The sequence below is a fragment of the Bacillus sp. BB51/4 genome, assembly GCF_008368845.1.
In the GTDB taxonomy this organism is placed as follows: domain Bacteria; phylum Bacillota; class Bacilli; order Bacillales; family Bacillaceae_G; genus Bacillus_A; species Bacillus_A wiedmannii.
The window spans coordinates 311,753-334,552 of sequence record NZ_QOSC01000008.1; the positions used below are offsets into that span (position 1 = coordinate 311,753).

Below are 22,800 nucleotides of genomic sequence, written 5' to 3' on the forward strand. Positions count from 1 at the left end.
TGGAAGATGGCAGATTGATATGAGTAAATGTTCTTAAAATGTATACATTTGTATATCAAAAAATTCATAAATAAAAAGTAGAAATGCTATTGTAATTTGAAATAACATCATGTATACTTCTAATTAGTTGATAACGATTATCAGTATCAACTATGAGCATTAATCTTCGTTATGTTGGTCATACCCCTTTTTGACGACGTAAGTCAGAGACGAAATGTTGAAATATCTTGTGTCCTATTCTACAGAATTATGGTAATCTCCAACCTCAACTTATATGCGTGAGCATGCAAAAAGGATCCTATCCGTGAAGGGATCCTTTTTTGCATGCTGTCGCAATTAATGTATATAAACCAGGCACACGATCTTCAATTTCTTCCGGTGCAGTAGAAGGGAAGACCCACCTTTGATGAGACCCTTGTTCTTCAACTAATTTTTCAATTTTAAAATGTTCTTCCGCAAGTGTTGTAATAATTTCTCCTAGCGTCCAGCGACGGATGGTTGTTTTAGGTAATGATTCTTTCTGCGCTTCTGTAAGAAGGATGCTATAAGCAACATCATCTTCAATTAATTCTTCATCGAAATAATTTCCGTTAGCCCGAAATGATGGGTGGTCTACTCCTAATAATTTCGTGTAAACAGGATGATAGTCACGAAGGATAAGCATTCCATTTCCTTTAAGTAAGGTAGCAATTTTTTGAAAGAGTGGTTTTAAATCTAGAAAGTAATGGAGTACACCAAGTTCCAGCAATACGATATCAAATGATTCGGAGAGCTGTACATTTAATACATCAGATACGACATACTGGATAGAGACACCGGCTGCTTCAGCAAGTTCATTTGCATATTTTGCATTACTTGCTGAAATATCAACAACTGTTACGTCAGCTCCTAAAAGAGCGAGAGCAACAGCCTTATTCCCTTTTGACCCGAGTAAATTAATAATACGTTTTCCTTTTGGGGATTGTATGTAAGGTAAATAGTGATTTACTTCGCGCATGGGATCTGCCATAAGCTTTTTCGCATAATCGGCTGGCGCCCCGTGGCGATTCGTCCAAGCTTCATAAGCAGCTGCATTCCAGCTTTTTTCATTACGTGTGCTTAGTTGTTTTTGATTCAATCGTATCACTCCTTTTGTGAACGTATAGTTATTCGGCAGGGGGATGGAATTTCCTTTTCTTTTTGAATTTAAGTTTGATTTTTCTGCAATTAAGTCGTAAAATACGTGTTATATATAAAAGCGTTGAAAAGGAAAAGTAGAATGAAATCATTCTGTCCAGAGAGCTTCGGTAGCTGAGAAGAAGCAAGAATATTCATTTGAACAATGGCCTTTGAGCTTCGTCCTGAACTTATCAAATGATAATAGTAGGCGGCGACGAGAGTTGGTACTCGTTATCAAAACCACAGTATAAGAGCATATAGCTCCGTACTTGTTAAGGTTAATTATGTGAGTAATTGGCGAAATAAGGTGGTACCGCGACTGTTTATACAGCCCCGCCCTTATCTTTTTTAAGATAAGGGTGGGGCTTTTTTATATTTAAAAGGAGGAATGTAAGATGAGTATTTTTATTGGAGGCGCTTGGCCGTATGCAAATGGTTCGCTACATCTTGGACATATTGCGAGTTTGTTACCTGGAGATATTTTAGCACGTTATTACCGGGTAAAAGGTGAGAACGTGTTGTATGTTTCGGGAAGTGATTGTAATGGAACACCTATTGCAATTAGGGCAAAACAAGAAGATGTGACGGCGAAGGAAATTGCTGATAAGTATCATGAAGAATTCCAGCGATGTTTTCGTAGCCTCGGTTTTACTTATGATTGCTATACACGTACAGATAGCGAGCACCATCATAAAACTGTTCAAAAAGTTTTTTTACGTTTATTAGAAGAAGATTATATTTATAAAAGGACAGTGGAACAAGCGTATTGCGAAGCGTGTACGCAGTTTTTACCTGATCGTTATGTAGAAGGCATTTGTCCACATTGCCATGAAGCAGCAAGAGGAGATCAATGTGATGCGTGTTCAGCTATTTTAGATCCACTCGATTTGTTAGAAAAGAAATGTAAGTTATGCGGTAGTAAGCCATCGATACAGGAAACAGAGCATTTCTATTTCGCATTGCATACATTTCAGGAGCAAATTAAAAGGGCTGTAGAAATCGCAAAACAAACAGGAACATGGCGCGACAATGCGATTCAACTAACAGAGAGATATGTTAAGGAAGGATTACTAGATAGGGCCGTATCACGTGATTTACCAATCGGGGTACCAATTCCAGTAGAAGGGTATGAAGATAAGAAAATTTACGTATGGATTGAAGCAGTGACAGGATATTATTCGGCGAGTAAACATTGGGCTGAAGAAACAGGGAAAGATGATCAAGAGTTTTGGGATAGAGAAGCGAAAACATATTATGTGCACGGAAAGGATAATATTCCGTTTCATTCCATCATTTGGCCAGCAGTATTGCTTGGAATAGGAGAAGGAGCAATTCCTCGTCATATCGTTTCAAATGAATATTTAACAGTTGAAAAAAGAAAGTTATCTACAAGTAAAAACTGGGCAGTATGGGTGCCTGACATATTAGAACGCTACAATCCAGATTCTATTCGTTACTTTTTAACAGTAAACGCACCAGAAAATCGTGATACTGATTTTTCATGGCGTGAATTCATTTACAGTCATAATAGTGAATTGTTAGGTGCATACGGAAACTTTGTGAACCGGACATTAAAGTTTATTGAAAAGTATTATGATGGTATTGTACCCAATGGAATTATTAATGAAGAGCTGAAAGAGAAGATAGAAGGATTATATATATATGTAGGAGAATCAATTGAGCAAACTAAATTTAAGGTGGCGCTAGAAACAATATTTGATGCAGTACGTTTTGCAAATAAATACTTTGATGGGAGGCAGCCTTGGAAACAAAGGGAAGATGATCCAGTTTCATGCGAAGAAACGATTTATAACTGTGTGTATCTTATCGCTAATTTTGCAAATCTCCTTGAACCGTTTTTACCATTCTCAAGTGAAAGAGTTAGAAATACATTATCGATTGTGAACCGAAATTGGGAACCTCAAAATACGTTGCCGAATAGAATTGATAGTGTACAGCCACTATTTGAACGAATCGATGTAAAACAAATTGAGCATGAAATAGAAAAGCTATATGGAGCGGTAAAGTGAGATAGAGAAAAAGACCTTTCAAATACATGAAAGGTCTTTTGTTACGCACTATGCACGCTACTATGTTTCTTTTCTTTCCTAGCCGTAAGCAGCTGAGGAGTAAAAATTCCAAGTAGTATAAAGAGTATCCCAATCCACTGCATGAAGGTTACGACTTCATGTACAAGTGTAATAGAAGCGATAATGGCCGTTGGTAATTCAGCTGCTCCTAGTATTGTACTAAGTCCTGTTCCTACTTTCGGTACGCCAATTGAAAAACAAATGACAGGTACGACAACACCGAACAATCCGAGGAAGAAAGCGTATTTCCAAAGACCGGCTTGCAAGGCACCATCCGTTAAAAAGGTTGGCGGGAAGAATAGGCATACGATAAGAGTAGCACTTGTTGTCATAAGAAAGCTTTTCGTATAAGGTGGTACTTCTGTAGCAACACGCCCGCTTGCAAAAACGTAAAATGAAAAAGAGATAGCGGCTAATAGACCAAAGATAATACCTTTCGTGGAAAAGTTTTGTCCGAGACCTTCAAAGACACCGCCTGCAAACAATGTTCCAGTAAATAAAATAATGATGGATATAACTTTCTCACGGCTTGGTAATGTTCGATTAGCGATTGCTTCTATAACGACACCAATCCATGTGAACTGGAAGAGTAGGACAACAGCGATAGATGCTGGTAGTTCTTCTACAGAAATAGCGTAGAAGATACCAGTCATACTCATTGTTGTGCCAACTGTTAGTAAGGAAAAGAATTGCTTTTTTGTTACTTTATGACGTGAAACGAAAAGAACGAGCAGAAGAAGCCCGATCCATCCGAAGACATATTGTCCCCCTAATAGTTGATGTGCTGAAAATCCATCAATGAATCCGAGTTTGAAAATAGTTGAAAGTACGCCGTAGCTACAAGCTCCGAATAAAACAAGTAATGAATACTTAAATTTCTCCATGAAGATCCTCCTTTTAAATAATAAAAAACGCCCGCTATCCAAATAAGGATAACGGGCGAACGAAACAGAGTAAGATACTCTACAAAATTCCGCCATTCATACGAAGTATGAATTTGGGGTATGAAATTGTAGTAGGTTTTTTACATTGCTTTTGGGAATACAATAGAACATTTTACACCTTGAGGTGTGTTTTGTATCCCATAAGGAAACTGATGTTTATCTAATATTTGTTTTACAATATATAGCCCAAGACCACTACCTTGTACTAATCCGTGTTTGCCAGGGTTTGCGCGATAGAATGGCTCGAATAAATGGGCGAGTTTATCCTCATCAATTTGTGAACCTGTATTTAATACTTCTAATGCATAACCGTTTGGCTTTTCATAAAGCTTTATATATACATGCTGATGGTCAATCGTGTAATGAATTGCATTTGAAATAATGTTAAAAATAGCAGTTTGAATAAATTTAGGATCAGCTAAAATTTTTACATCTTGCTTAATGTTAGATTGAACATTTAATTGCTTTACAGATACAAAGTAATCTACTTTCTTCATAACATCCTCAATAATATTAGTTAATGAGATAACTTTTAAATCAGGTTTAAATTGAGGGTTTTGTATTTTGGATAATTCCGACATTTTTTCCGTTAATATGTTAATGTCTTGCATCATTTCATAGGAACGTTTTAAATATTTATCTCTATCTTTATAAGCTCCAATTCCGTGAATCATGCCATCTAGTTGTCCCATAACGGCTGCGATTGGTGTTTTTAATTCATGGGAAATCATAGACATAAATTCTTTACGAGATTGTTCTAATTGTTGTTCCTTTTTGAGTTCATTTCTTAAATCTTGATTGCTTGCATGTAAATTCTTCAAAATATTTGGGACCTGTGAAGCAGCTACTTGTAAATTAAAATCGGTTTGGTCTGTATTTTTGTTAAGTAGCTTTTTATCTGAGAAATCAAGATTCATAATATCTTTTAAAGCATCGCTCATAAATTGAAAAGGTTTGGCAATTAGTTTTGTATAAATTAAAGATCCGAGTAAAGATAATGCAAGCATTGTCGCACCAATATGTGGAGCTAATTGCTGCAGTGCATCTGCTAATTTTGGATAATCTTGTGTATCATTTGTGTTATTTGCTGCATTTTGTTTATGTAAGGCATCATTAGTAGCGACTTGCTTTTCCGTTTCTGTAAGTGGAGTAGAAGTGCTGTTTTTCCCCGCAATATTTTGGGTATGTTCTTTTGCTTTTACAGTTTGGCTAGGCTGCAAAAGGTGATTTATGGCTGTAGAGAGTGCATTATAATCTATAATAGAAGATTGGAAATTGGAAATCGTACTCTCTGAAACAGCCTTACTTTGATTCGTTTTACTTTGGTCGTTTTGTTTGTCTGAATCCGCTTGTTCTGTAGAAAGCGCTCCATTTTCTTTTGCAAAACGTTCTTTATCGTAGTTTGAAGCTAGAAAATAAATAATTTGATAAAGACAAAGTGATAAAAGAATACAAAATAATAAGGTTTTGATGAAAATATTTTTGGTGATGTTGTCTGTACTACGATTCGATTTTGTAGCCAATGCCTTTCACCGTTTTAATATAAGGAATCCCTAATTTTTTTCTTAAGTTTTTAATATGTGTATCTATAACTCTTACATCACCATAATGTTCATAGCCCCATACCTTATTCAGCAAATCACTTCTTGATAATACTTTTCCCCGATTTTGCAGTAAAGTATATAAAATTTCAAATTCTTTTGTTGTTAATTCAATTTGATTACCATGAACATAAGCGGCATAGGCTGTAGAATTTAACATCAATTCATGGAATTGTAGTATAGTTGCAGCTTCTGCTTCCTTCGTTGCTGCCCTTCTTAATACAGCCTCTACACGTTTAATAAATACGGTGTAATGGAACGGTTTCGTAATATAGTCATCAATACCTAACTCAAATCCTTTAATTTCACTTTCTTCATTATGTAAGCCTGTTAACATAATGATCGGTACATCAGATTGTCCTCGCATAATTTTACAAATACTATAGCCATCTATATCTGGTAACATCACATCAAGGAGGACAAGATCGTATGAATTTTTTTGGAAAAGAAGAATACCTTCTGTTCCAGCGCCAACGACATCAACAGTAAAGTTTTGTGCCATTAGAAATTCCCGAATCAGTTCTTGTATATCTGGGTTGTCTTCAATCACCAGTATATGCGTCATAGTAACACCTCCTAAATAACGCTTTTTACTGCAATATTCGAATTCATCATTTTTTGGATAACTCAAATTGTTTATACATATAATAAGCCCCCGCTATAAAGTCATCATGAAAGTAGCAAGGGGAATGGTTTAGAGAAACTGAATATTTCAGAATTACATTAGTTCTATTATAGTATGTATTGTAAAATTTATAAAATATTATAACTGTATAATTTTAATATCCATGTTTATCAATGTTTTGATGTTGTTTAACGAAACCTATTCTTATTATATATGTAAATACAGTTGTTTTGCTACTGTAAATGAATAAATAAAATAAGCCAAGATATAAAATTCTTGGCTACACATAAATCTTGTTTTTAGGTTATTTTACAGTGACGGTAGCTTGCTGCTGAATACGCTCAAATAACCAGTGTATATCATTGTTATACATACGAATACAACCAAGTGTTGTCCATTTGCCGATTGCTTGATTATTGTTAGTACCATGGATCGCATAAGTTGTTCCGTAAGTTCCTGCCATGTTTAGTCCGAGCCAACGGTCACCAAGTGGATTACGTGGATCGCCGCCTTTAATTTTTCCTGTATAGTAAGGACGGTTTTTAATTTTATTAACGATTTGAAAAGTACCTTTAGGCGTAGGTGTGGCTGCTTTTCCAGTAGCGACAGTAAAACTCTTTATAAATTGTCCGTTTTGATAATAATCCATTTTATTTAACTGCGTATTCACGATAAGCTGATCGTTTGTTGTAGCTGCCTCAGCATTTGTGAATGGAATAGTTAAAAATCCTAATGATAATAGTGCGCTTAATAATAGTTTTTTCATTATATTCTCCTTTTTGCTATTGTAATAGTCTTACATACAATGAATTTGCAATCCTCGTAATACTTTATTTACATTTTCATCTAATGTTTCAAAGAAGGTAGTAATCTTTGGATTTTGTTTGTTGTTTTTATCAATAAGTAATCTTTCATTTAGTAAAAGTTCACCATGTAGTCCAAAACTTTGAACTTGAATATTTAGCTCATCTTCAGTTTCAGAAATAATTGGTAAGAAGTAGTGGAAAGCTTTCGTTGGAATGATGTAACTTTTACCAATCATGCTTTCTTGATTTGAATTAATCCATTTTTTCGTAACAATCTTAATGTTCTTTTTTGAAACGATAAAAGACAGTGTTGTAGATTTTGTTAAACTTACGTCAAATTCACTTGTTTCACATATGTGTAAATTAAAAACGGTTTCATTTTGATGAGATTCAACATTTGTATTAATAAAATCGTGCATTTTATAAGCTTCCATTTCTTATTCACCCTTTTTTCAATTTCGAAAAACTACTTATATTTATTCAATTTAATGCTTAGTCATATATTAGTTAAATTTTTCAACAAATTCCGATATAATCTTACAATACGTATATGAAGCTAATATGAAGTTAGTATGAGTTTGTGGTGGTTTTTTATTGAGAACAAAATAAGGTGATTTCTAAGTGTTAAAAACTGGATAAAAAATGCATATTAATAGCTCTATTCCGTACGATATATAATTGTTAGCACATCGAAAAGCGATAATGGATAGCAGCAAATAATGAACAGAAAACTTTAGTGTGAGCCTTACAAAAATGTAATAAAAATGTAAGCTATTGTGATAGTTATTTCGACAATTTTTTTATACAATAATAGTAAGAAGTTGTACGTGATTGAAAGGAGAGATGACATGGAATGGGTTCATGAATTATTTCAGCAGTACGGGTACTATGTTGTACTTGTTGGTCTGCTGTTAGAATATATTGCACTTCCGTTTCCGGGAGAGCCAACGTTAGCATATGCGGGATTTTTAGCACAGAAGGGCGATTTAAGTTTACCGATTTTAATTATCCTATCCTTTATTGGGACAAGTTTAGGAATGACAATTCAATACTTTTTAGGAAATAAATTAGGTATGCCCTTTATTCAAAAGTATGGGAAATACGTATTTTTAACACAAAGAAAAATTGACTTAACAAGAATGTGGTTTGATAAGTATGGATATTTCCTTATTTTTATCGGCTTCTTTATTCCTGGTGTACGTCATTTTACAGGATATTTTGCAGGAATTATTAACTTACCATTCCGTCGCTTTGCAATTACAATTTACTCAGGTGCTCTATTTTGGGTATCATTCTTTTTAATCGGTGGTTATTGGTTAGGTGGAAACTTACATGACATCTTTGGAGTGCTAGAAGGTCATATCGGTAAAATTATTTTTGGAGTGATTGTGATTGTGGCAGTTACGTTAGGCATTCGTTTCCGCAAACAGTTAAAACGAGTATTGTTACAAAACGCAAGTTAATATGAAATCCATTCTATGTCAAAATTTAGGAAGGCAGTGCAAACGCACTGCCTTTTTATTTTATATTCCAATCTATTGTAATGAGATTTTGTTAGTTCATCTGTTTAAAATTATATAGATTATATTGTCAATTATTAACGTCAAAATGACAATTATAATTGACAAAAATAAGGATATTATTTACAATTTTAATTAAATAAATGAAAAAGAGGGAAGACATGAAGCTTCAAAATCGAGTGAGGGAATTGCGAGCAAAGCATCGTTTATCACAAGGGGATTTAGGGAAAGCGATTGGATCATCACGGCAAACGATTAGTTTAATTGAGCGCGGGGATTATGCACCATCTATTGTATTGTCGCTAAAAATCGCACACATTTTCAACGTACCGGTGGAGGAAATATTTACGTTAATGGAGGGGGAAGAGGATGATGAAGAGTAAACGAAAAAAACAATTTGATTTTGTGGGGAAAATAGCATTAAGTATGATGGGTGGCTTTTTAACATCTTATATAGCTTTAAATTTACTCTCGGATGAACCGAGAAAATTATCATCTAATACATTTATAGGTGTATGTACTATTTTTGGAATCTTAATGATGTACTACACTTGGAAGAATACACGTATGTTAGCGGAGGCACGCGATGAAGAAGAGAGCGTACAAGGCAGAAAATTAGGCATTATAAGTATATATTTACGTGTAGGTGATATAGTTACGCAGGCATGGTTTGTATATGCAGTTATTACATGTAGACGTGCACTGTTGCAGGATACAAATGTTTCATTTGCAGTGTGGAATTTAGTAGCATCTATTGTCTGTTTGACTATTGTAGTGGTTATCGGGCTCATAATAAAAAATCGTTATAACAAGCTATATCCTGAACAAGGTGTAACATATATGGAATCTATGAAAATGTGGACGAAAAACGCAGATGAAGGATTAAAGCACATTGTGCATGAGGCTGGATATAAAGCATATGAATTTACGAATACAGTCTTGGCATATGTATGGTGGGCTGCCGTTATATATACAGCGGCTAGTGATATCGATTTTGTATTAATTGGCTTAATCTCATTTATTTGGATATTGCATCTCGGAAAATTTATGTATGAAATGCAGAGAAAAATGATTTATTAAGGGGAGAAAAAGGTGGATATTTTAAGAAGACCAGCTGGTTCACTAACAGTGGCGCTCATTCTGTCCATTTTATACGGAGTGATCCGAACTGGAAAATTAGAAACAATGTTGAATATATGGGCATTATTGGGGATTTTTCTGTTAGTGGTAATCATTCATGAGTTAGGACATGTCATATTCGGCATAATAGGTGGTTTGACATTTAAATTTATGACAGTAGGGCCTATTACTGTTCAAAAAGAGAAGGGGAAAGTACGTATTCGAGAAAATAAATTATGGGCGTACTTCGGAGGCGTGGCAATGTTAATACCGCCTTCTATAGTAACACCGAACCTTTCGAAAAAATGGGCATGGATGACTTTAGGTGGACCAATAACAAGTTTACTATTTGGTATTACTTTTGGTTACATATACATGGTGAGTTATTATCAATATCTGTTATATTTTTCTGTTTTCCATTTTGTAATTTTTGCGGTTACAATCGTACCGATAAAAGGAACGCTTATGAGCGATGGTATGCAATTTCTTATTTTAATTAAAGATGATGAAAAGGCGAAGCAGCATGTATATAACATTCAAGTATCGAGTGAGTTATTTAGTTATAAGAGGCCGAAAGATTGGGATAAGAGATTAGTAGAACTTACCGAAGATAAAATAAAAGAACATAAAAGTATAAGAGAGATCATGAGCGGACTTATGCTTGTCTTCCTTGCCCGGTCGGATCAAAAGGGAATGGAAAGAGCGATACCATATATAGAACAAGTTGCCCAGCTCCCTATAACGAAAGAAAATAAATATTTCGTCAGCAGTTTTCACAGTTGGTATCTTTTATATAAAGCTCTTTATCAGATGGATAGCCTTTCCCTGCATGAAGCGAAGGAACATGGGAAGGCCATTACAAAAGTGGACTTACATGGGTATTATCGCACACAAGGAATTGTTAAATATTTAGAGGGCGATATGGAAGCGTCCCACACTTATATGAGGAAAGCAGACAAAGAATTAAAGAGTGCCGAGAAGAGTGAAATAGGATATTTACAATTAGAGAGAGAATGGTTTGAGCAGTTGAAAGAGAGGGTATCTTACGATGGGTAAGGTATCCTCTTTTTTCTATGTCGTTTTATGCCGTTCCATAAAAAGTCTAGGGCGAGTAAAATAAGATAAGAAGGGCAAAGCTTGGAGGAATTCTAGATGGAAATTTTAACGATTATTTTAATAGTCTTGCTCATTTATGCTGTTTTTAAAGTAGCATATGTGGCATTAAAGATACTCGCGATCCTATTAGTTATCTTTTTAATCGTAGAGTTCGGCAGTAAATTGCTTGGGGGATAGGGTATGTTGTGGGTTTAGGGTGTCGGTAAATCGATAACCTGTATTGGAACGTTGATATAAGTGGAGAAATGATCGATATATTTGGAGAATCGTTGATATATTATAGTGAATACTAAGTGGGGTATATGGAAAAGAAGTTGCCGTGAGGGTAGCTTCTTTTTATTTGTTTATAAATTGTTTATTTTTACCTTCTATTCTTATAGTAAGGAGGCGATAGGGATGAAAAAAGCGGTTTTAGAAGTAAGAGATGTGACGAAAAGAGTGAAGGGAAGAACGTTGTTAAGCCACATGTCTTTTTCTGTTTATAAAAATGAAATTTGTGGTTTTGTTGGGCCAAATGGTTCAGGGAAGACGACTCTTATTCGAACGATTATGGGATTAATTCGACCAAATGAAGGTGAAATCTTAATTAATGGCAGTAGCGTACAAAAAGATCGGAAAGAAGCTCTTCAGCATGTGGGTGCAATTGTAGAAGCACCAATTTTCTTCCCTTATATGTCAGGGCGAAAAAATTTACGGAATTTAGGTAGGATTACGCTACGTACTGGTGGAGAAGTTCTTGAAAAAAAGGTGCAGCAAGTATTAGAAGTCGTCGGTTTAGAAAATCGTGCTGACGATAAAGTTGGTACGTATTCGTTAGGGATGAAGCAGCGTTTAGGGATTGCGCAGGCGCTTCTTGGGGATCCAGATTTTATCATTTTGGATGAACCGTCTAATGGATTAGATCCAGTTGGAATTAAGCAACTTCGTAAAATTGTACTCGACTTACAGCGTGAGAAGGGAATAACTTTTTTCATTTCTAGTCATTTAATTCGTGAATTGGAGCTTATGTGTGATTCATGGGTCATGATTCGTGAAGGATCACTAATATGGCGGGGGACGACGGAAGAGTTACAAGGAAGAAATAAAGAATTAGAAGATATTTTCGTGGAGATGATGAGCTCATGATGATGTTAGTACGCTCGGAATGGGAGCGGATTTGGGCTAAGAAAGTAACATGGCTTTGTTTTTTGATGATACCTGTGATGTTACTTGGGGCTGCGAAGTACTATTTGAAACATAATCAAAAAGTAGAAAGGATAGCAGTTGATTATACATATGCGAATTCATTCCCAGTGCTTGCATTATCAGAAATGCTTATGAGTATATGTAATCTTGTTTTACTCGTTTTGATTGTCCTTGTGTTTGCTCAAGAGTATCACAGTGGTCAAATTCGGATGGTAATCCAAAGGTCATACATGTATTCGGAAATTCTTATTGCGAAAATAATTACGATATTGGCAGTAAGTTTGCTATTTATAGGTGCCTATTTTATTTGTAGTTATTGTATTGGCTATATTTTCTTTGAGCATGAACCGAATATTCTTTTGTTTTATCATACGGAAAAAACGAATGCACTTGGCGTTTTCTTATACTGTATTTCTTATTATGGAATTGCTTATCTTACTTTAATAGCGATGGCTAGCATATTAATTATGCTTTCGGTTATAAGTAAATCGATAACAAGTGCAACACTTCTTGGTATGGGATTTATTATATTTTCTTTTGGATATCCAGCGATGGCGTTAGTGATAGGGAAATCACCGGCTTTTCTTTATATTAATTATTCGTCTTTAATTAAATTGCAACATGAGGGAATTGCTATAGCTTTATCTGGTAGTTCACGGCTGATTCTTTTTGGATCTGTAATTTTACTTGTATACATTGCTGTTTGTAATGTTGTAACAGTTTATTGGATAGGAAAAAAAGATAATTTTGTGTGAGGTGTGAAGAATGAGACAAATACTTATAAGCGAATTTGAACGGATTTTTGATAGAAAGAAGACGAAAGTATTAATTGTTATTTTTGGACTGTTACTTATTTTGCACAGTGTATGGGTTCATACTTTTGGAGTTGCTATTTACGATACAAAAGGGACGGAAGCAATCTTAAGTAATTTGAACTTTCCTGTTGCAGTTACAAGAGAATGGTATTTTACGCTATTCTTATTAATTTTTCCAATCTTATTTATTGATAGTTTTAATAGCGAAATTTCATCTGGCGCATATCGTCTTGTCATGATCCGCCCGGTAAGTAGAGGGGAATTATTATTGGCAAAATGGGCTACTCAAATGAGTATCGTAAGTTTATTTTTATTAATAGCATTTATAGAGAGTAATATATACGGAACATTTTTTATTAGGCACGCAGAGGAGACATTCTTTTTGGATAAACAAGTCATTTATGGGACGGGTGCCTCTATTTTATATACTGTAAAATATTATTTAATATTATGGTTTATCGCAAGTGCTTTAATTATGTTGAGTAGCCTTGTAAGCCTTTGGTTTCAAAATTCTATTATTACATATTTTGTGATAGTCGGTTTACTAGTAGCAAGTTTATATGTGAATGAAGAAGTAAGTTATTTTGTAATTGGAAGCGAATCAATTCTAAGAATATTAAGTGAGGGGAAAGTAACGTTTTACCTAATAAATGGTACAATTCTAGGAGGATGTGCAATAGCGGCTATGTTTAGTTGGTGTAAAAAAGATGTATTTAATTAGGAGGGACTTACCGTGGCGGACAAAATATTAGTTGTAGACGATGAACCGGATATTCTTACATTTATTGAAGATAGTCTTGTCATGGAGGGGTATGAAGTAAGAAGTGCACTAAATGGTGAAGAGGCTTTGAAAAAATTAGATAGTAGCGTGGACCTTATTGTTTTAGATGTTATGTTGCCAGATATGAATGGATTTAAAGTGTGCGAGAAGATGAGAGAGTCTTATGCATGTCCCATCTTATTTTTAAGTGCCGATGGTAGTGAACGCTCTCGTATAGAAGGTTTATTGATTGGTGGAGACGATTATATTAGTAAGCCGTTTAGTTTAAAAGAGTTGAAAGCGAGAATTATTGCTAATTTGCGTCGTACGACAGAATTGCAAATGATGGGGCAAAAGAATTTTCTACGTTATGGCGATTTAGTAATAGATTTGCAGAGTTATGAAATACTATTAGGTAAAGAAAAAATTCACTTTACAAAAAAGGAGTATGAAGTCGTGAAAATGTTAGCACTTCATGCTGGCCAAGTTTTGACGAAAGAGCAGCTGTTTGAAAAAATTTGGGGATATGATAGTGAAAGTGATGTCTCTACTGTAGTTGAGCATATAAAGAAAATTAGAACAAAGCTTAGTGTATATGATAGAGAATATACATATATTCAAACGGTGTGGGGAATTGGATATAAGTGGAGTGTACAAAATTGATGCAAAGATTACGGATTAAACAACAGCTAGTAATTGGCTTCTTAATAGTTTTAATTGGTAGTTTAATACTGACCGTTTTAACGGCGGTTAGTGGTTGGTATTGGTTAACGAAGAGTGGAAAAGTATTTCCTGCAAATTATTATGAGCAGAAAATTCCTATGATAAAAGAATACGTAAAAGATAAAGGCGCGCTATTGTTAGACGAGAAAGAGCAATATGAATTAGAGAAAATTGTCCCTCGTGAGGGCATTCAATATCAAATTGTTAATAGGCAAGGAGCTATTTTTTATGGTACATATAAAAAGAAAGTAATAACAAATGAGAGACCAATTTTGAGTGTTATTAATACAAATATTCATGAGGAAGATGATGATACTGAAGTTACGACATATCTGCCTTTAGTGGATAAGAATGGAGATTTACAAGGAGCGATAGGGTTTAATTATCATTTGATAATATCAACCGCTTCGGCAGTTGATTCCTTTTTTGTAATCTTATTTTTAGCTTCACCCTTTATATACATTACAATTTTATCCTACATCGTTTCAAACCGAATGGGAAAAAGAATAAAGAAACCACTTGCTGAATTATCAGAGGCTTCAAAAAGAATTCAAGAGCAGGATTTAAATTTTCATTTAGAATACAACGCGCAAAATGAGATTGGTGAATTAGTCAGTTCGTTTGAAAACATGCGTGGAGCATTAGCTACTAGTTTGTCACGACAATGGGAGTTAGAAGAAGAAAGAAGAGAATACATTAGAGCTATTTCTCATGATTTGAAAACACCGCTAACGATTGTGCAAGGTCATGCAGAAGGTCTGCAAAGTGGCTTATGGAAAAATGAAGATTTATTACATCGTTATTTACAAACGATTGAACGAAACACAAACAGAATGACAAAACTTCTTGAGGAGTTCCAAACAGTAAATGAGTTAGAAAGCTTTGCATTTCAATTACGTTTAAATAGAGTACATATAAATCCATTCTTTCTAAAAAAACTAGAAGAATATGAATGTATAGCTAGGAAAAAAGAAATTAAGTGGGATGTTATCTTTGAAAATAATGGGGATGTACAAAGCTTAGTATTTGACCAAGAGCGGATCAGTCAAGTAATGGATAATATCGTAATGAATGCAGTTCGGTTTACCCCGGTGTCAGGGAAGGTGCTCGTTAAAGTGTGTACTTGGCATGACACAATAGAGTTTCATGTATATGATTCAGGGCCTGGTTTCCAAGAAGGAGATTTGAAAAAAGTATTACAACGTTTTTATCAAGGAGATCAGTCACGCTCAGGAAGCAAGGAGCATTTTGGACTCGGTTTATATATTGCTAAGACAATTGTTGAGAAGCACGGCGGTAAAATACAGGTAGAAAATAGCGAGGTGCGAGGTGGGGCACATGTTTCGTTTCGGATTCCGAGCGGAGGTATGTAGAAAAGAAGTTGCCGTGAAGGTAACTTCTTTTTATTGTGGTGATGGGATCTGCAAAACAACATAAAAAAAGCTGGAAGAATCCTTCCAGCTTACGAGTTACTTTCAATTTGGCGACCGTTTTCTTCTTCATTGTCTTGTAAAAGGTTGAATACGTCTGCTAGGCAGAATGCAATGAACCAAGTCCATAGACCGTGGAAGAAAGCTGAGCTTAATTGAAGTGGTAATGTATAGTTAGTCATTGAGTAGGAAATACATCCGCCAACGATTCCGATCATTGTTAATAACATTGTTTTTTGTGCATTTTCTTCTGGATTGAAGAGGAAGTAAATGTATCCACCTAAAATTGAAGCGCTTACAAGCGTTTCGATTCCATTAAAAATGATATTCTCTCCAAGCTGAGTGTTTGTCCAGAAGCAGATTGTTCCACCGATAATAGCAAACAGGACAGCTATTGTATATCTTATATATTGATTCATATGTTCATCTCCTTATGTAATAAGATGATTTGGAAGTCAAAAAGGTAGGTATAGTATATTGAAGTGAATTTTAGTTGTACGTATCTTTTTATAAAAAGATCATGGAAGAATAACTAAGATGATCGGTTTTTTAAACCGTTACGTGTATGGTGTCTGAAATATACCTGACTGCTCGTTTCTTTTTGCTTGTAAAAATAAGAGAAACTTCCAAGTCTATATACTCTTTTTTTGTGAGTCTGCTTTCATTATAACACATTTAGGGTCACAATAATAGAATTATCTGATTTTGTAATAAGTGTAAAAAATAAAAAGCGCAAGGAAATACCACTAACAATGCAGTTTAGTGGAAGAAGGATTTTAATTTATTATGATGAAATATGTAATCAAGGTGAGATCTAAGAAGGAGGCTTAAATACTATAAAAAATGTTTTGTAGCATGAATGTAAGGGAGGAGAGCTAACTTGGAGATCACAACAGAAAGATTAATAATTAGACCTTTTAAGAGTACGGATTTACAGGATGTATTTGCTATTTATAATAATGATGATACATGTAAGTTCCTATTACATAATAAGTGGACTCATGAAGATATGCAGAAAAAGTTTAATAAGAAGCTAGCAAATAATGTACTTACTAAAGAATCAATATTAAGTTTGGCAGTTATATACAAGACTAAAGTAATTGGTGATTTATCCGTATGGTACACAAATATGAAAGACACTGTTGAGATTGGTTATAGTTTTTCAAATGAAGTAGCTGGGAGAGGTTTGGCAACAGAAGCAGTAAGTAGTTTGGTATTTAAATTATTTAATGAATTTCATGTACATCGTATACAAGCTAATCTTGATGCACGTAATACAGCTTCACAAAAATTGTGTGAACGAATAGGCATGAGAAAGGAAGCCCATTTCATACAAGATTTTTGGAATAAAAATGAATGGACAGATAGTATTGTATACGGAATGCTATCCACCGATTTGTAGTAATAAACTTCGTGATTTTATTATGCTAAAGGGTGCGTTAGTTGAATAACAAAGGGCATAACATATTATATATGACTAATATGTTATGCCCTTTCATGTATTAACCTTTTTTATATGCGTTTGAAACGGCCGACAATCTCAACTGTTTCAGTAATGTTCATGAATGCTTTGTTATCCACTTGACGGATAATACGTTTCATTTCGCCTAACTCATAGCGAGTCACGACAGTGTAAATCATTTTTTTCTTATGGTTTGTATAGCCGCCGACAGCATCTACCATTGTCACCCCGCGTATGCCGTGATGCAATAGTGCGCTTTTTATTTCCTCGCCTTTTTCTGTAACTGTCATTATCGTTAATTTAATATGTTTCGTATGCACAGCATCGATAACTTTGCTGACTACAAACCGGCTAATTAACGTATAAAGCGTAATATCCCATCCGAAAATAAATCCTGCTGCAACAAGTAAGATTAAGTTGAATCCAAAGATGATTGCTCCAATTGAAATATCTCGATGTTTTGCTACAATCAATCCAACAACATCAAAGCCACCTGTTGAAGAAGCAAATCGGAATATGATTCCGGAAGCTGCTCCGCAGATTACACCACCGAATACAGAAGACAGTAAAATATCGTCTGAAACTTGGTGTACAGGGATAATGTTCATCGCTAACGATGATACAGCTACAAAGTACGCTGTTAAAAAGGTTGTCTTCTTGCCTAAGTAAAAGTGACTTAAAATAAGAAGAGGAATGTTTAGTAAAAAGATAAGTGCACCGATATTGTAGTGCATTAAATAACCGATAATCATCCCTACACCAGCGAATCCACCGCTAATCATGTTATGCGGGATAAAGAACATATTCATAGAAATTGCATACAAAATAGAGGCTACGAAAATAACAACCAACTGTATGATAAATTCTAAGTGGAATGTTTTAGCTGCTGGGAAGGATAAAAAGGCGGTGTCGGGAACGTAATCGGCGTCTCCTAGTTGACCCATAGTATGTTTCATCTCCATATTCATTTTTGATTACAAGAAGAGAATAAAGGTTTTTTCAAAAACTGGCAATAGTTTTATTATAATGCGAAAATTTTATAAATTTCTAACAAATTAAACCTATACAAGGATACGTGTGAATATACTAAAGAAAGCGAATACATTGGTTTTCTAACATAGTTTTCTTGAGAAAATATGCAAAATACTTTTTTGACGATAAAAGGAAATAGAGAATGTTTGTTGAATGTGCTAAAATGACCTTATTAAGGATGTGAAGCGATGGAATTTTTATTGCAGGATGCAATTCTATATATATCGTTTGTAACGACAGCGCTTTGTTTATTAGAAGTTTTCTTCCTTGCTAACGTTTCTCGCTTTGTGCGTCAGCAAGCATCAAGTGGTAGACAAAGAGCCTTTAAACTAGTTAATACGTGTGAAGAGGGTACTGGTAATGTAACGCTTTTCTCTATTTTTTATAAATATGGAATGATTCGTTCTGTGCGCAGACAAGAATCCAGTGAAGAGAATGACGAGGTCGGTCCGTATACACCAATGTTTCGCTAAATAATTACGAAACATTGGAGGAATGAACATGTTAAAATCATACCGAGCTGTGCTCGTTAGTTTATCATTATTACTTGTTTTTGTTTTATCTGGTTGCAGTAATGCAGCCCCAATTGATGCACATAGTACGGGGATTTGGGATCATTATTTCGTATATCCAATCTCGTTTATGATTCAATTTGTTGCTCATCACATACCAGGAGCTAGCTTCGGGATTTCTATTATTATTATGACGCTCGTTATTCGTTCAGCAATGATCCCATTAGCTGTTTCGCAATATCGTAGTCAAGCGAAAATGAAGAAAATGCAACCTGAACTGCAGAAGCTGAAACAAAAATACGGTGATGTGGGTAAAGATCTTGAAAAACAAAAGCAGTATCAAAAGGAAATGTCGGAACTAATGAAATCAGGCGGTTGGAATCCACTAGCTGGTTGCTGGCCACTATTAATACAAATGCCGATTTTCTCTGCTTTGTATTATGCGATTAGCCGAACAGAAGAGATTCGCACATCGTCATTTTTATGGGTGAACTTAGGACATGCAGATCCTTATCATATATTACCGATTATCGCAGCGTTAACGACGTTTATTCAGATGAAAGTTTTCCAATCTAATATTACACCTGGAGAACAAGTACAGATGCTGAAAGTGCAGCAAATTATGATGCCAGCAATGATTTTATTTATGGGATTTGCGGCGCCATCAGGACTTGTGTTGTACTGGATAACGGGTAATTTATTTACAATGACACAAACAATTGTATTAAGAAGAATAATGGAACGTGAAGAATTACAATTACAAAAAGCTTAGAACAACGCCGCTCGGGATGAGCGGCGTTTTTTTGTTAAGTCGTTAAGGAAATGTTAAGAAACCAACATTACTATAGGAATTGTATACGAAAGTGTACATACTTTAGAAATATGAAGGAGGAAATTTCCTATGAAGAAGAAAACAGTTGGGTATTTAGCGATTGCAGGTGCTTTATCATTCGGAATCATTGGAGGAGTCGGTATTCCGGCATTCGCGGCAACGAATACTCAAGCAGCTGAGCAGTCTACAAAAACGGCGAAGAAAGATTTAGATGACGCTACAAAACAAAAAGTAAAAACGATTATGGACGATACAAAGAAACAGTTGGGGGAGCTAGGTGTAAAGCTTCCAGAGAAAGAAAAACGTAAAGATATGTTTGCAGGGCTAGATGATCAGGCGAAAGAAAAAGTGAAATCGATTTTAGAGCAAGAGAAATCTGGGGAATTAACACGTGAACAAGCGCAAGAAGAATTAACGAAGTTAGGTGTGAAGTTCCCGGAAAAGGATAAGCATGGAGATATGTTCGCTAACTTAGACGAAGCAACAAAAGAAAAAGCGAAATCAATCTTAGAACAAGAAAAATCCGGCAAACTAACACGTGAACAAGCGCAAGAAGAATTAACAAAACTAGGCGTGAAGTTCCCGGAAAAGGGTAAACATGGAGATATGTTTGCTAACTTAGACGAAGCAACAAAAGAAAAAGCGAAATCAATCTTAGAACAAGAGAAATCCGGCAAACTAACACGTGAACAAGCAAAAGAAGAATTAACAAAGCTAGGTGTGAAATTCCCTGAGAAAGGTAAGCGTAAAGACATGCTTGCTGACTTAGATGAAGCAACAAAAGAAAAAGCAAAGTCTATTTTTGAACAAGAAAAATCCGGTAAATTAACTCATGAGCAAGCAAAAGAAGAACTAACAAAGCTAGGTGTGAAACTTCCAGAGAAAGAGAAGCATGAAGACATCTTTGCGGGATTAGATGAGGTAACGAAAGAAAAAGCGAAATCGATTTTAGAAAATGAGAAGAAACAATTAGAGGCGTTGAATGTGGATCTTCCACATCACAAACTTTTTATGAAAAAAGATGAGAAATAATTGAGTGAAGTCGTATCTTCCGTGTGGGCAATCGGAAGGTATGTATGTGAGGAGACTTTCTTTTAGAAAGTCTCCTCTTACTTATTGTCGTTTTTTGTTGGTAAATCGATATATTTTGAAAATCACTGATGTAATTTGAGTTACGGTCGATATATTTGAATAATCTCTGATATAATTTTTACCGCTACGCTGTTCCAAAGATACTGGGGAATTAGAGAAATATTATAGCTTCTGTTATAATATAAGAAGAGAAACATTTCTTATGTTATATAAAAAAATATATTGATTTTTTCTAACAATTCAATATAATGAACAATAACTACAAAATTCGACATCAAGAAGTGATGATGAGGACATGATCAATTTTTTACGATTTTCAGAGAGGGAAGCCTTTGGCTGTGAGCTTCCTAATACGGAAAAATGGATTACCACCTCTGAACTGCAGCAGTGAACGGATACCTAGTAATTGCTTGCCGGCAAAAACCGTTATTTAGACTTGAGAAATTGGTGAAGTGTGTTACTTTACGAATTGAAACAAGGGTGGAACCACGAATACAACACTCGTCCCTTTTTTAGGGAGGAGTGTTTTTTTATTTCATTTTTGCATCACACTAGAATTGGAAGGAGGATACGCAGCATGCATCATGATGAGAAGAACAAAATTGGTTTAACAGTAGCACTTTCTATCGTAGTAGGAACGATTATTGGATCTGGTGTGTTTATGAAGCCAGGGAGCGTATTAGATTACTCGGGGAGTTCTAATATGGCTATTCTTGCTTGGGTAATTGGTGGTCTGTTGACGTTAGCAAGTGGTTTAACAGTAGCTGAAATTGGAGCGCAAATCCCGAAAAATGGTGGGTTGTATACGTATTTAGAGGAGATTTACGGAAGTTTTTGGGGATATTTATCAGGCTGGATGCAAACAATTGTTTATGGACCAGCTATTATTGGAACATTAGGCTTGTACTTTAGTTCTTTAATGATTAATTTTTTCTATTTAGATAAAGTATGGAATTTACCAATTGCTATTGGAACAGTTGTGTTCCTTGGCGTTGTAAATAGTATGGGAACAAAATATGGAGGTATCGTCCAAACGGTTACGACAATTGGGAAGATGATTCCGATCGTATTAATTGTTGTGTTAGGTTTTTGGAAAGGAAATAGCGATATCTTTAATGTAGTAGTGCCGATATCAGAAAATCAAAGTATCGGTATGGCAATTTTAGCAACGTTATTTGCTTATGACGGCTGGATTCTACTCGCTTCAATTGGCGGAGAAATGAAGAATCCAACAAAGTTATTACCGAAAGCGATGACAGTTGGGATTTTAATTGTAACGGCTGCTTACGTACTAATTAACTTGGCATTATTAAATGTGTTACCAGCAGCGAAAATTGTAGACCTTGGAGAGAATGCAACAGCGACAGCTGCGGGCATGTTACTTGGAGAATATGGCGGGAAAATCATTAGTATCGGTATTATCGTTTCTATTTTCGGTTGTTTAAATGGAAAAATTTTAACGTTCCCACGTATTCCGATGTCGATGGCAGAGCGTGGACACCTTCCGTTTTCTAAGTTTATCGCAAAGGAAAGTCCAAGATTTAAAACACCAGCAAATGCGATTACTGTTGAAATCATTTTAGGAATTATTTTAATGATTATTAGTGATCCGAATAAGCTATCTGAGATTTCCGTATTCATTATTTATATTTTCTATGTAATGACGTTTATTGGTGTCTTCATTTTAAGAAAACGTAACAAGAATAAAGAGCGTGCATACAGTGTACCGTTATTCCCGATTGTACCAATCGTTGCGATTTTAGGATCATTGTTTGTACTTGGAAGTGCGATTATTAATGATCCGGTAAGTTGTTTCTTATCAATTGGAATTGTATTTACTGGACTGCCGGTGTATTGGTATTTAAATAAAAAGAACAAAACTAGTGTTTAATAATTAGAAGGCAGGCGTATGATACGCCTGTTTTTTTATTGTAAAAAAATTGTACTTGTGTTCAATTTCTTTTTTGGTTACTATAGT

At 35.0% G+C, this 22,800-nt stretch carries 24 protein-coding genes and 2 other annotated features; of the genes, 16 read left to right on the forward strand and 8 right to left on the reverse strand.

Going from position 1 to position 22,800, the window contains the following annotated elements; genetic code table 11:
- Positions 1-298: 298 nt before the first annotated feature.
- Entirely contained in the window at positions 299-1,117 is an 819-nt protein-coding gene (locus DN392_RS10205) for a class I SAM-dependent methyltransferase (RefSeq protein ID WP_048566642.1), read from the reverse strand.
- 114 nt (positions 1,118-1,231) lie between these two features.
- Positions 1,232-1,502 (forward strand) — a binding site (T-box leader).
- Between the two features lie 51 nt (positions 1,503-1,553).
- Here DN392_RS10205 and metG point away from each other — a divergent pair.
- Positions 1,554-3,188 (forward strand): methionine--tRNA ligase, encoded by a 1,635-nt coding sequence (gene metG, locus DN392_RS10210; RefSeq protein ID WP_088321307.1) that lies wholly within the window; start codon positions 1,554-1,556, stop codon positions 3,186-3,188.
- A 41-nt stretch (positions 3,189-3,229) separates the two neighbouring features.
- Here the strand turns inward: metG and DN392_RS10215 are convergent, their stop codons facing one another.
- The 5 genes from DN392_RS10215 to DN392_RS10235 form a co-directional block, all read right to left on the reverse strand.
- Entirely contained in the window at positions 3,230-4,132 is a 903-nt protein-coding gene (locus DN392_RS10215) for an EamA family transporter (RefSeq protein WP_000410501.1), read from the reverse strand.
- A gap of 140 nt (positions 4,133-4,272) precedes the next feature.
- Positions 4,273-5,715 (reverse strand): sensor histidine kinase, encoded by a 1,443-nt coding sequence (locus DN392_RS10220; protein ID WP_074651374.1) that lies wholly within the window; start codon positions 5,713-5,715, stop codon positions 4,273-4,275.
- On the reverse strand, positions 5,693-6,358 hold the full coding sequence (locus DN392_RS10225) for a response regulator transcription factor (protein WP_000148835.1): 666 nt from the start codon (positions 6,356-6,358) through the stop codon (positions 5,693-5,695). Before DN392_RS10225 ends, DN392_RS10220 begins: the two co-directional genes overlap by 23 nt.
- A gap of 364 nt (positions 6,359-6,722) precedes the next feature.
- Positions 6,723-7,184 (reverse strand): L,D-transpeptidase, encoded by a 462-nt coding sequence (locus DN392_RS10230; RefSeq protein WP_000735054.1) that lies wholly within the window; start codon positions 7,182-7,184, stop codon positions 6,723-6,725.
- Positions 7,185-7,214: 30 nt separating this feature from the next.
- Entirely contained in the window at positions 7,215-7,658 is a 444-nt protein-coding gene (locus DN392_RS10235; protein ID WP_000388758.1) for a DUF3978 family protein, read from the reverse strand.
- A gap of 414 nt (positions 7,659-8,072) precedes the next feature.
- On the opposite strand from DN392_RS10235, the gene DN392_RS10240 reads away from it, so the two are divergent.
- The 10 genes from DN392_RS10240 (at position 8,073) to DN392_RS10285 (ending at position 15,835) form a co-directional block, all read left to right on the forward strand.
- Entirely contained in the window at positions 8,073-8,687 is a 615-nt protein-coding gene (locus DN392_RS10240) for a DedA family protein (protein ID WP_000455359.1), read from the forward strand.
- A gap of 218 nt (positions 8,688-8,905) precedes the next feature.
- A complete protein-coding gene (locus tag DN392_RS10245; protein ID WP_000776155.1) occupies positions 8,906-9,127 on the forward strand; it encodes a helix-turn-helix transcriptional regulator in 222 nt (73 codons plus the stop codon).
- Complete coding sequence (locus DN392_RS10250; protein WP_033658962.1) at positions 9,117-9,824, forward strand: DUF3169 family protein; 708 nt, start codon at positions 9,117-9,119, stop codon at positions 9,822-9,824. The genes DN392_RS10245 and DN392_RS10250 overlap by 11 nt, the downstream gene beginning before the upstream one ends.
- A 12-nt stretch (positions 9,825-9,836) precedes the next feature.
- Positions 9,837-10,919: a site-2 protease family protein gene (locus tag DN392_RS10255; protein WP_000353763.1), complete on the forward strand. Its 1,083-nt coding sequence runs from the start codon at positions 9,837-9,839 to the stop codon at positions 10,917-10,919.
- Positions 10,920-11,015: 96 nt separating this feature from the next.
- Positions 11,016-11,156: a DUF3985 family protein gene (locus DN392_RS10260; protein WP_000404783.1), complete on the forward strand. Its 141-nt coding sequence runs from the start codon at positions 11,016-11,018 to the stop codon at positions 11,154-11,156.
- 219 nt (positions 11,157-11,375) lie between these two features.
- Entirely contained in the window at positions 11,376-12,104 is a 729-nt protein-coding gene (locus DN392_RS10265; RefSeq protein ID WP_048566638.1) for an ABC transporter ATP-binding protein, read from the forward strand.
- Positions 12,101-12,919 carry an ABC transporter permease subunit gene (locus tag DN392_RS10270; RefSeq protein WP_048566637.1) on the forward strand — a complete coding sequence of 273 codons (819 nt, stop codon included), beginning with the start codon at positions 12,101-12,103 and terminating at the stop codon, positions 12,917-12,919. The genes DN392_RS10265 and DN392_RS10270 overlap by 4 nt, the downstream gene beginning before the upstream one ends.
- 10 nt (positions 12,920-12,929) lie before the next feature.
- The gene (locus DN392_RS10275) at positions 12,930-13,700 is read left to right on the forward strand and encodes an ABC transporter permease (RefSeq protein ID WP_048566636.1); all 771 of its coding nucleotides are present in this window, start codon (positions 12,930-12,932) and stop codon (positions 13,698-13,700) included.
- Positions 13,701-13,712: 12 nt separating this feature from the next.
- Positions 13,713-14,402 carry a response regulator transcription factor gene (locus tag DN392_RS10280; protein WP_048566635.1) on the forward strand — a complete coding sequence of 230 codons (690 nt, stop codon included), beginning with the start codon at positions 13,713-13,715 and terminating at the stop codon, positions 14,400-14,402.
- Positions 14,402-15,835, forward strand: a complete 1,434-nt coding sequence (locus DN392_RS10285; RefSeq protein ID WP_048566634.1) for a sensor histidine kinase — start codon at positions 14,402-14,404, stop codon at positions 15,833-15,835. The genes DN392_RS10280 and DN392_RS10285 overlap by 1 nt, the downstream gene beginning before the upstream one ends.
- 89 nt (positions 15,836-15,924) lie before the next feature.
- On the opposite strand, the gene DN392_RS10295 is transcribed toward DN392_RS10285, so the two are convergent.
- The gene (locus tag DN392_RS10295; RefSeq protein ID WP_001077775.1) at positions 15,925-16,311 is read right to left on the reverse strand and encodes a DUF3938 domain-containing protein; all 387 of its coding nucleotides are present in this window, start codon (positions 16,309-16,311) and stop codon (positions 15,925-15,927) included.
- 461 nt (positions 16,312-16,772) lie between these two features.
- On the opposite strand from DN392_RS10295, the gene DN392_RS10300 reads away from it, so the two are divergent.
- On the forward strand, positions 16,773-17,294 hold the full coding sequence (locus DN392_RS10300) for a GNAT family N-acetyltransferase (RefSeq protein WP_000406907.1): 522 nt from the start codon (positions 16,773-16,775) through the stop codon (positions 17,292-17,294).
- A 110-nt stretch (positions 17,295-17,404) separates the two neighbouring features.
- Here the strand turns inward: DN392_RS10300 and DN392_RS10305 are convergent, their stop codons facing one another.
- Entirely contained in the window at positions 17,405-18,298 is an 894-nt protein-coding gene (locus DN392_RS10305; RefSeq protein ID WP_000530035.1) for a YitT family protein, read from the reverse strand.
- A 276-nt stretch (positions 18,299-18,574) separates the two neighbouring features.
- Between DN392_RS10305 and DN392_RS10310 the strand changes: the two genes are divergently transcribed.
- From DN392_RS10310 to DN392_RS10325, 4 genes are all read left to right on the forward strand, one after another.
- Positions 18,575-18,859, forward strand: a complete 285-nt coding sequence (locus DN392_RS10310) for a hypothetical protein (RefSeq protein ID WP_000394932.1) — start codon at positions 18,575-18,577, stop codon at positions 18,857-18,859.
- A gap of 28 nt (positions 18,860-18,887) precedes the next feature.
- Positions 18,888-19,670 carry a membrane protein insertase YidC gene (gene yidC / locus DN392_RS10315; RefSeq protein WP_000920539.1) on the forward strand — a complete coding sequence of 261 codons (783 nt, stop codon included), beginning with the start codon at positions 18,888-18,890 and terminating at the stop codon, positions 19,668-19,670.
- 129 nt (positions 19,671-19,799) lie between these two features.
- Positions 19,800-20,762 carry a hypothetical protein gene (locus DN392_RS10320; protein WP_061673415.1) on the forward strand — a complete coding sequence of 321 codons (963 nt, stop codon included), beginning with the start codon at positions 19,800-19,802 and terminating at the stop codon, positions 20,760-20,762.
- A 335-nt stretch (positions 20,763-21,097) separates the two neighbouring features.
- Positions 21,098-21,334, forward strand: a binding site (T-box leader).
- A gap of 65 nt (positions 21,335-21,399) precedes the next feature.
- Entirely contained in the window at positions 21,400-22,713 is a 1,314-nt protein-coding gene (locus DN392_RS10325) for an APC family permease (RefSeq protein WP_048566631.1), read from the forward strand.
- The last annotated feature ends 87 nt before the right edge of the window (positions 22,714-22,800 follow it).

What these genes read in the sequence shown, in the direction of transcription:
- DN392_RS10305 (WP_000530035.1), bottom strand. Translation starts at nt 18,298, where the DNA reads ATGGGTCAACTAGGAGACGCCGATTACGTTCCCGACACCGCCTTTTTA.
- DN392_RS10260 (WP_000404783.1), top strand. Translation starts at nt 11,016, where the DNA reads ATGGAAATTTTAACGATTATTTTAATAGTCTTGCTCATTTATGCTGTT.
- DN392_RS10295 (WP_001077775.1), bottom strand. Translation starts at nt 16,311, where the DNA reads ATGAATCAATATATAAGATATACAATAGCTGTCCTGTTTGCTATTATC.
- DN392_RS10240 (WP_000455359.1), top strand. Translation starts at nt 8,073, where the DNA reads ATGGAATGGGTTCATGAATTATTTCAGCAGTACGGGTACTATGTTGTA.
- DN392_RS10275 (WP_048566636.1), top strand. Translation starts at nt 12,930, where the DNA reads ATGAGACAAATACTTATAAGCGAATTTGAACGGATTTTTGATAGAAAG.
- yidC (WP_000920539.1), top strand. Translation starts at nt 18,888, where the DNA reads ATGTTAAAATCATACCGAGCTGTGCTCGTTAGTTTATCATTATTACTT.
- DN392_RS10215 (WP_000410501.1), bottom strand. Translation starts at nt 4,132, where the DNA reads ATGGAGAAATTTAAGTATTCATTACTTGTTTTATTCGGAGCTTGTAGC.
- DN392_RS10285 (WP_048566634.1), top strand. Translation starts at nt 14,402, where the DNA reads ATGCAAAGATTACGGATTAAACAACAGCTAGTAATTGGCTTCTTAATA.
- DN392_RS10320 (WP_061673415.1), top strand. Translation starts at nt 19,800, where the DNA reads ATGAAGAAGAAAACAGTTGGGTATTTAGCGATTGCAGGTGCTTTATCA.
- DN392_RS10310 (WP_000394932.1), top strand. Translation starts at nt 18,575, where the DNA reads ATGGAATTTTTATTGCAGGATGCAATTCTATATATATCGTTTGTAACG.
- DN392_RS10325 (WP_048566631.1), top strand. Translation starts at nt 21,400, where the DNA reads ATGCATCATGATGAGAAGAACAAAATTGGTTTAACAGTAGCACTTTCT.
- DN392_RS10245 (WP_000776155.1), top strand. Translation starts at nt 8,906, where the DNA reads ATGAAGCTTCAAAATCGAGTGAGGGAATTGCGAGCAAAGCATCGTTTA.
- DN392_RS10230 (WP_000735054.1), bottom strand. Translation starts at nt 7,184, where the DNA reads ATGAAAAAACTATTATTAAGCGCACTATTATCATTAGGATTTTTAACT.
- DN392_RS10270 (WP_048566637.1), top strand. Translation starts at nt 12,101, where the DNA reads ATGATGATGTTAGTACGCTCGGAATGGGAGCGGATTTGGGCTAAGAAA.
- DN392_RS10265 (WP_048566638.1), top strand. Translation starts at nt 11,376, where the DNA reads ATGAAAAAAGCGGTTTTAGAAGTAAGAGATGTGACGAAAAGAGTGAAG.
- DN392_RS10235 (WP_000388758.1), bottom strand. Translation starts at nt 7,658, where the DNA reads ATGGAAGCTTATAAAATGCACGATTTTATTAATACAAATGTTGAATCT.
- DN392_RS10225 (WP_000148835.1), bottom strand. Translation starts at nt 6,358, where the DNA reads ATGACGCATATACTGGTGATTGAAGACAACCCAGATATACAAGAACTG.
- DN392_RS10250 (WP_033658962.1), top strand. Translation starts at nt 9,117, where the DNA reads ATGAAGAGTAAACGAAAAAAACAATTTGATTTTGTGGGGAAAATAGCA.
- metG (WP_088321307.1), top strand. Translation starts at nt 1,554, where the DNA reads ATGAGTATTTTTATTGGAGGCGCTTGGCCGTATGCAAATGGTTCGCTA.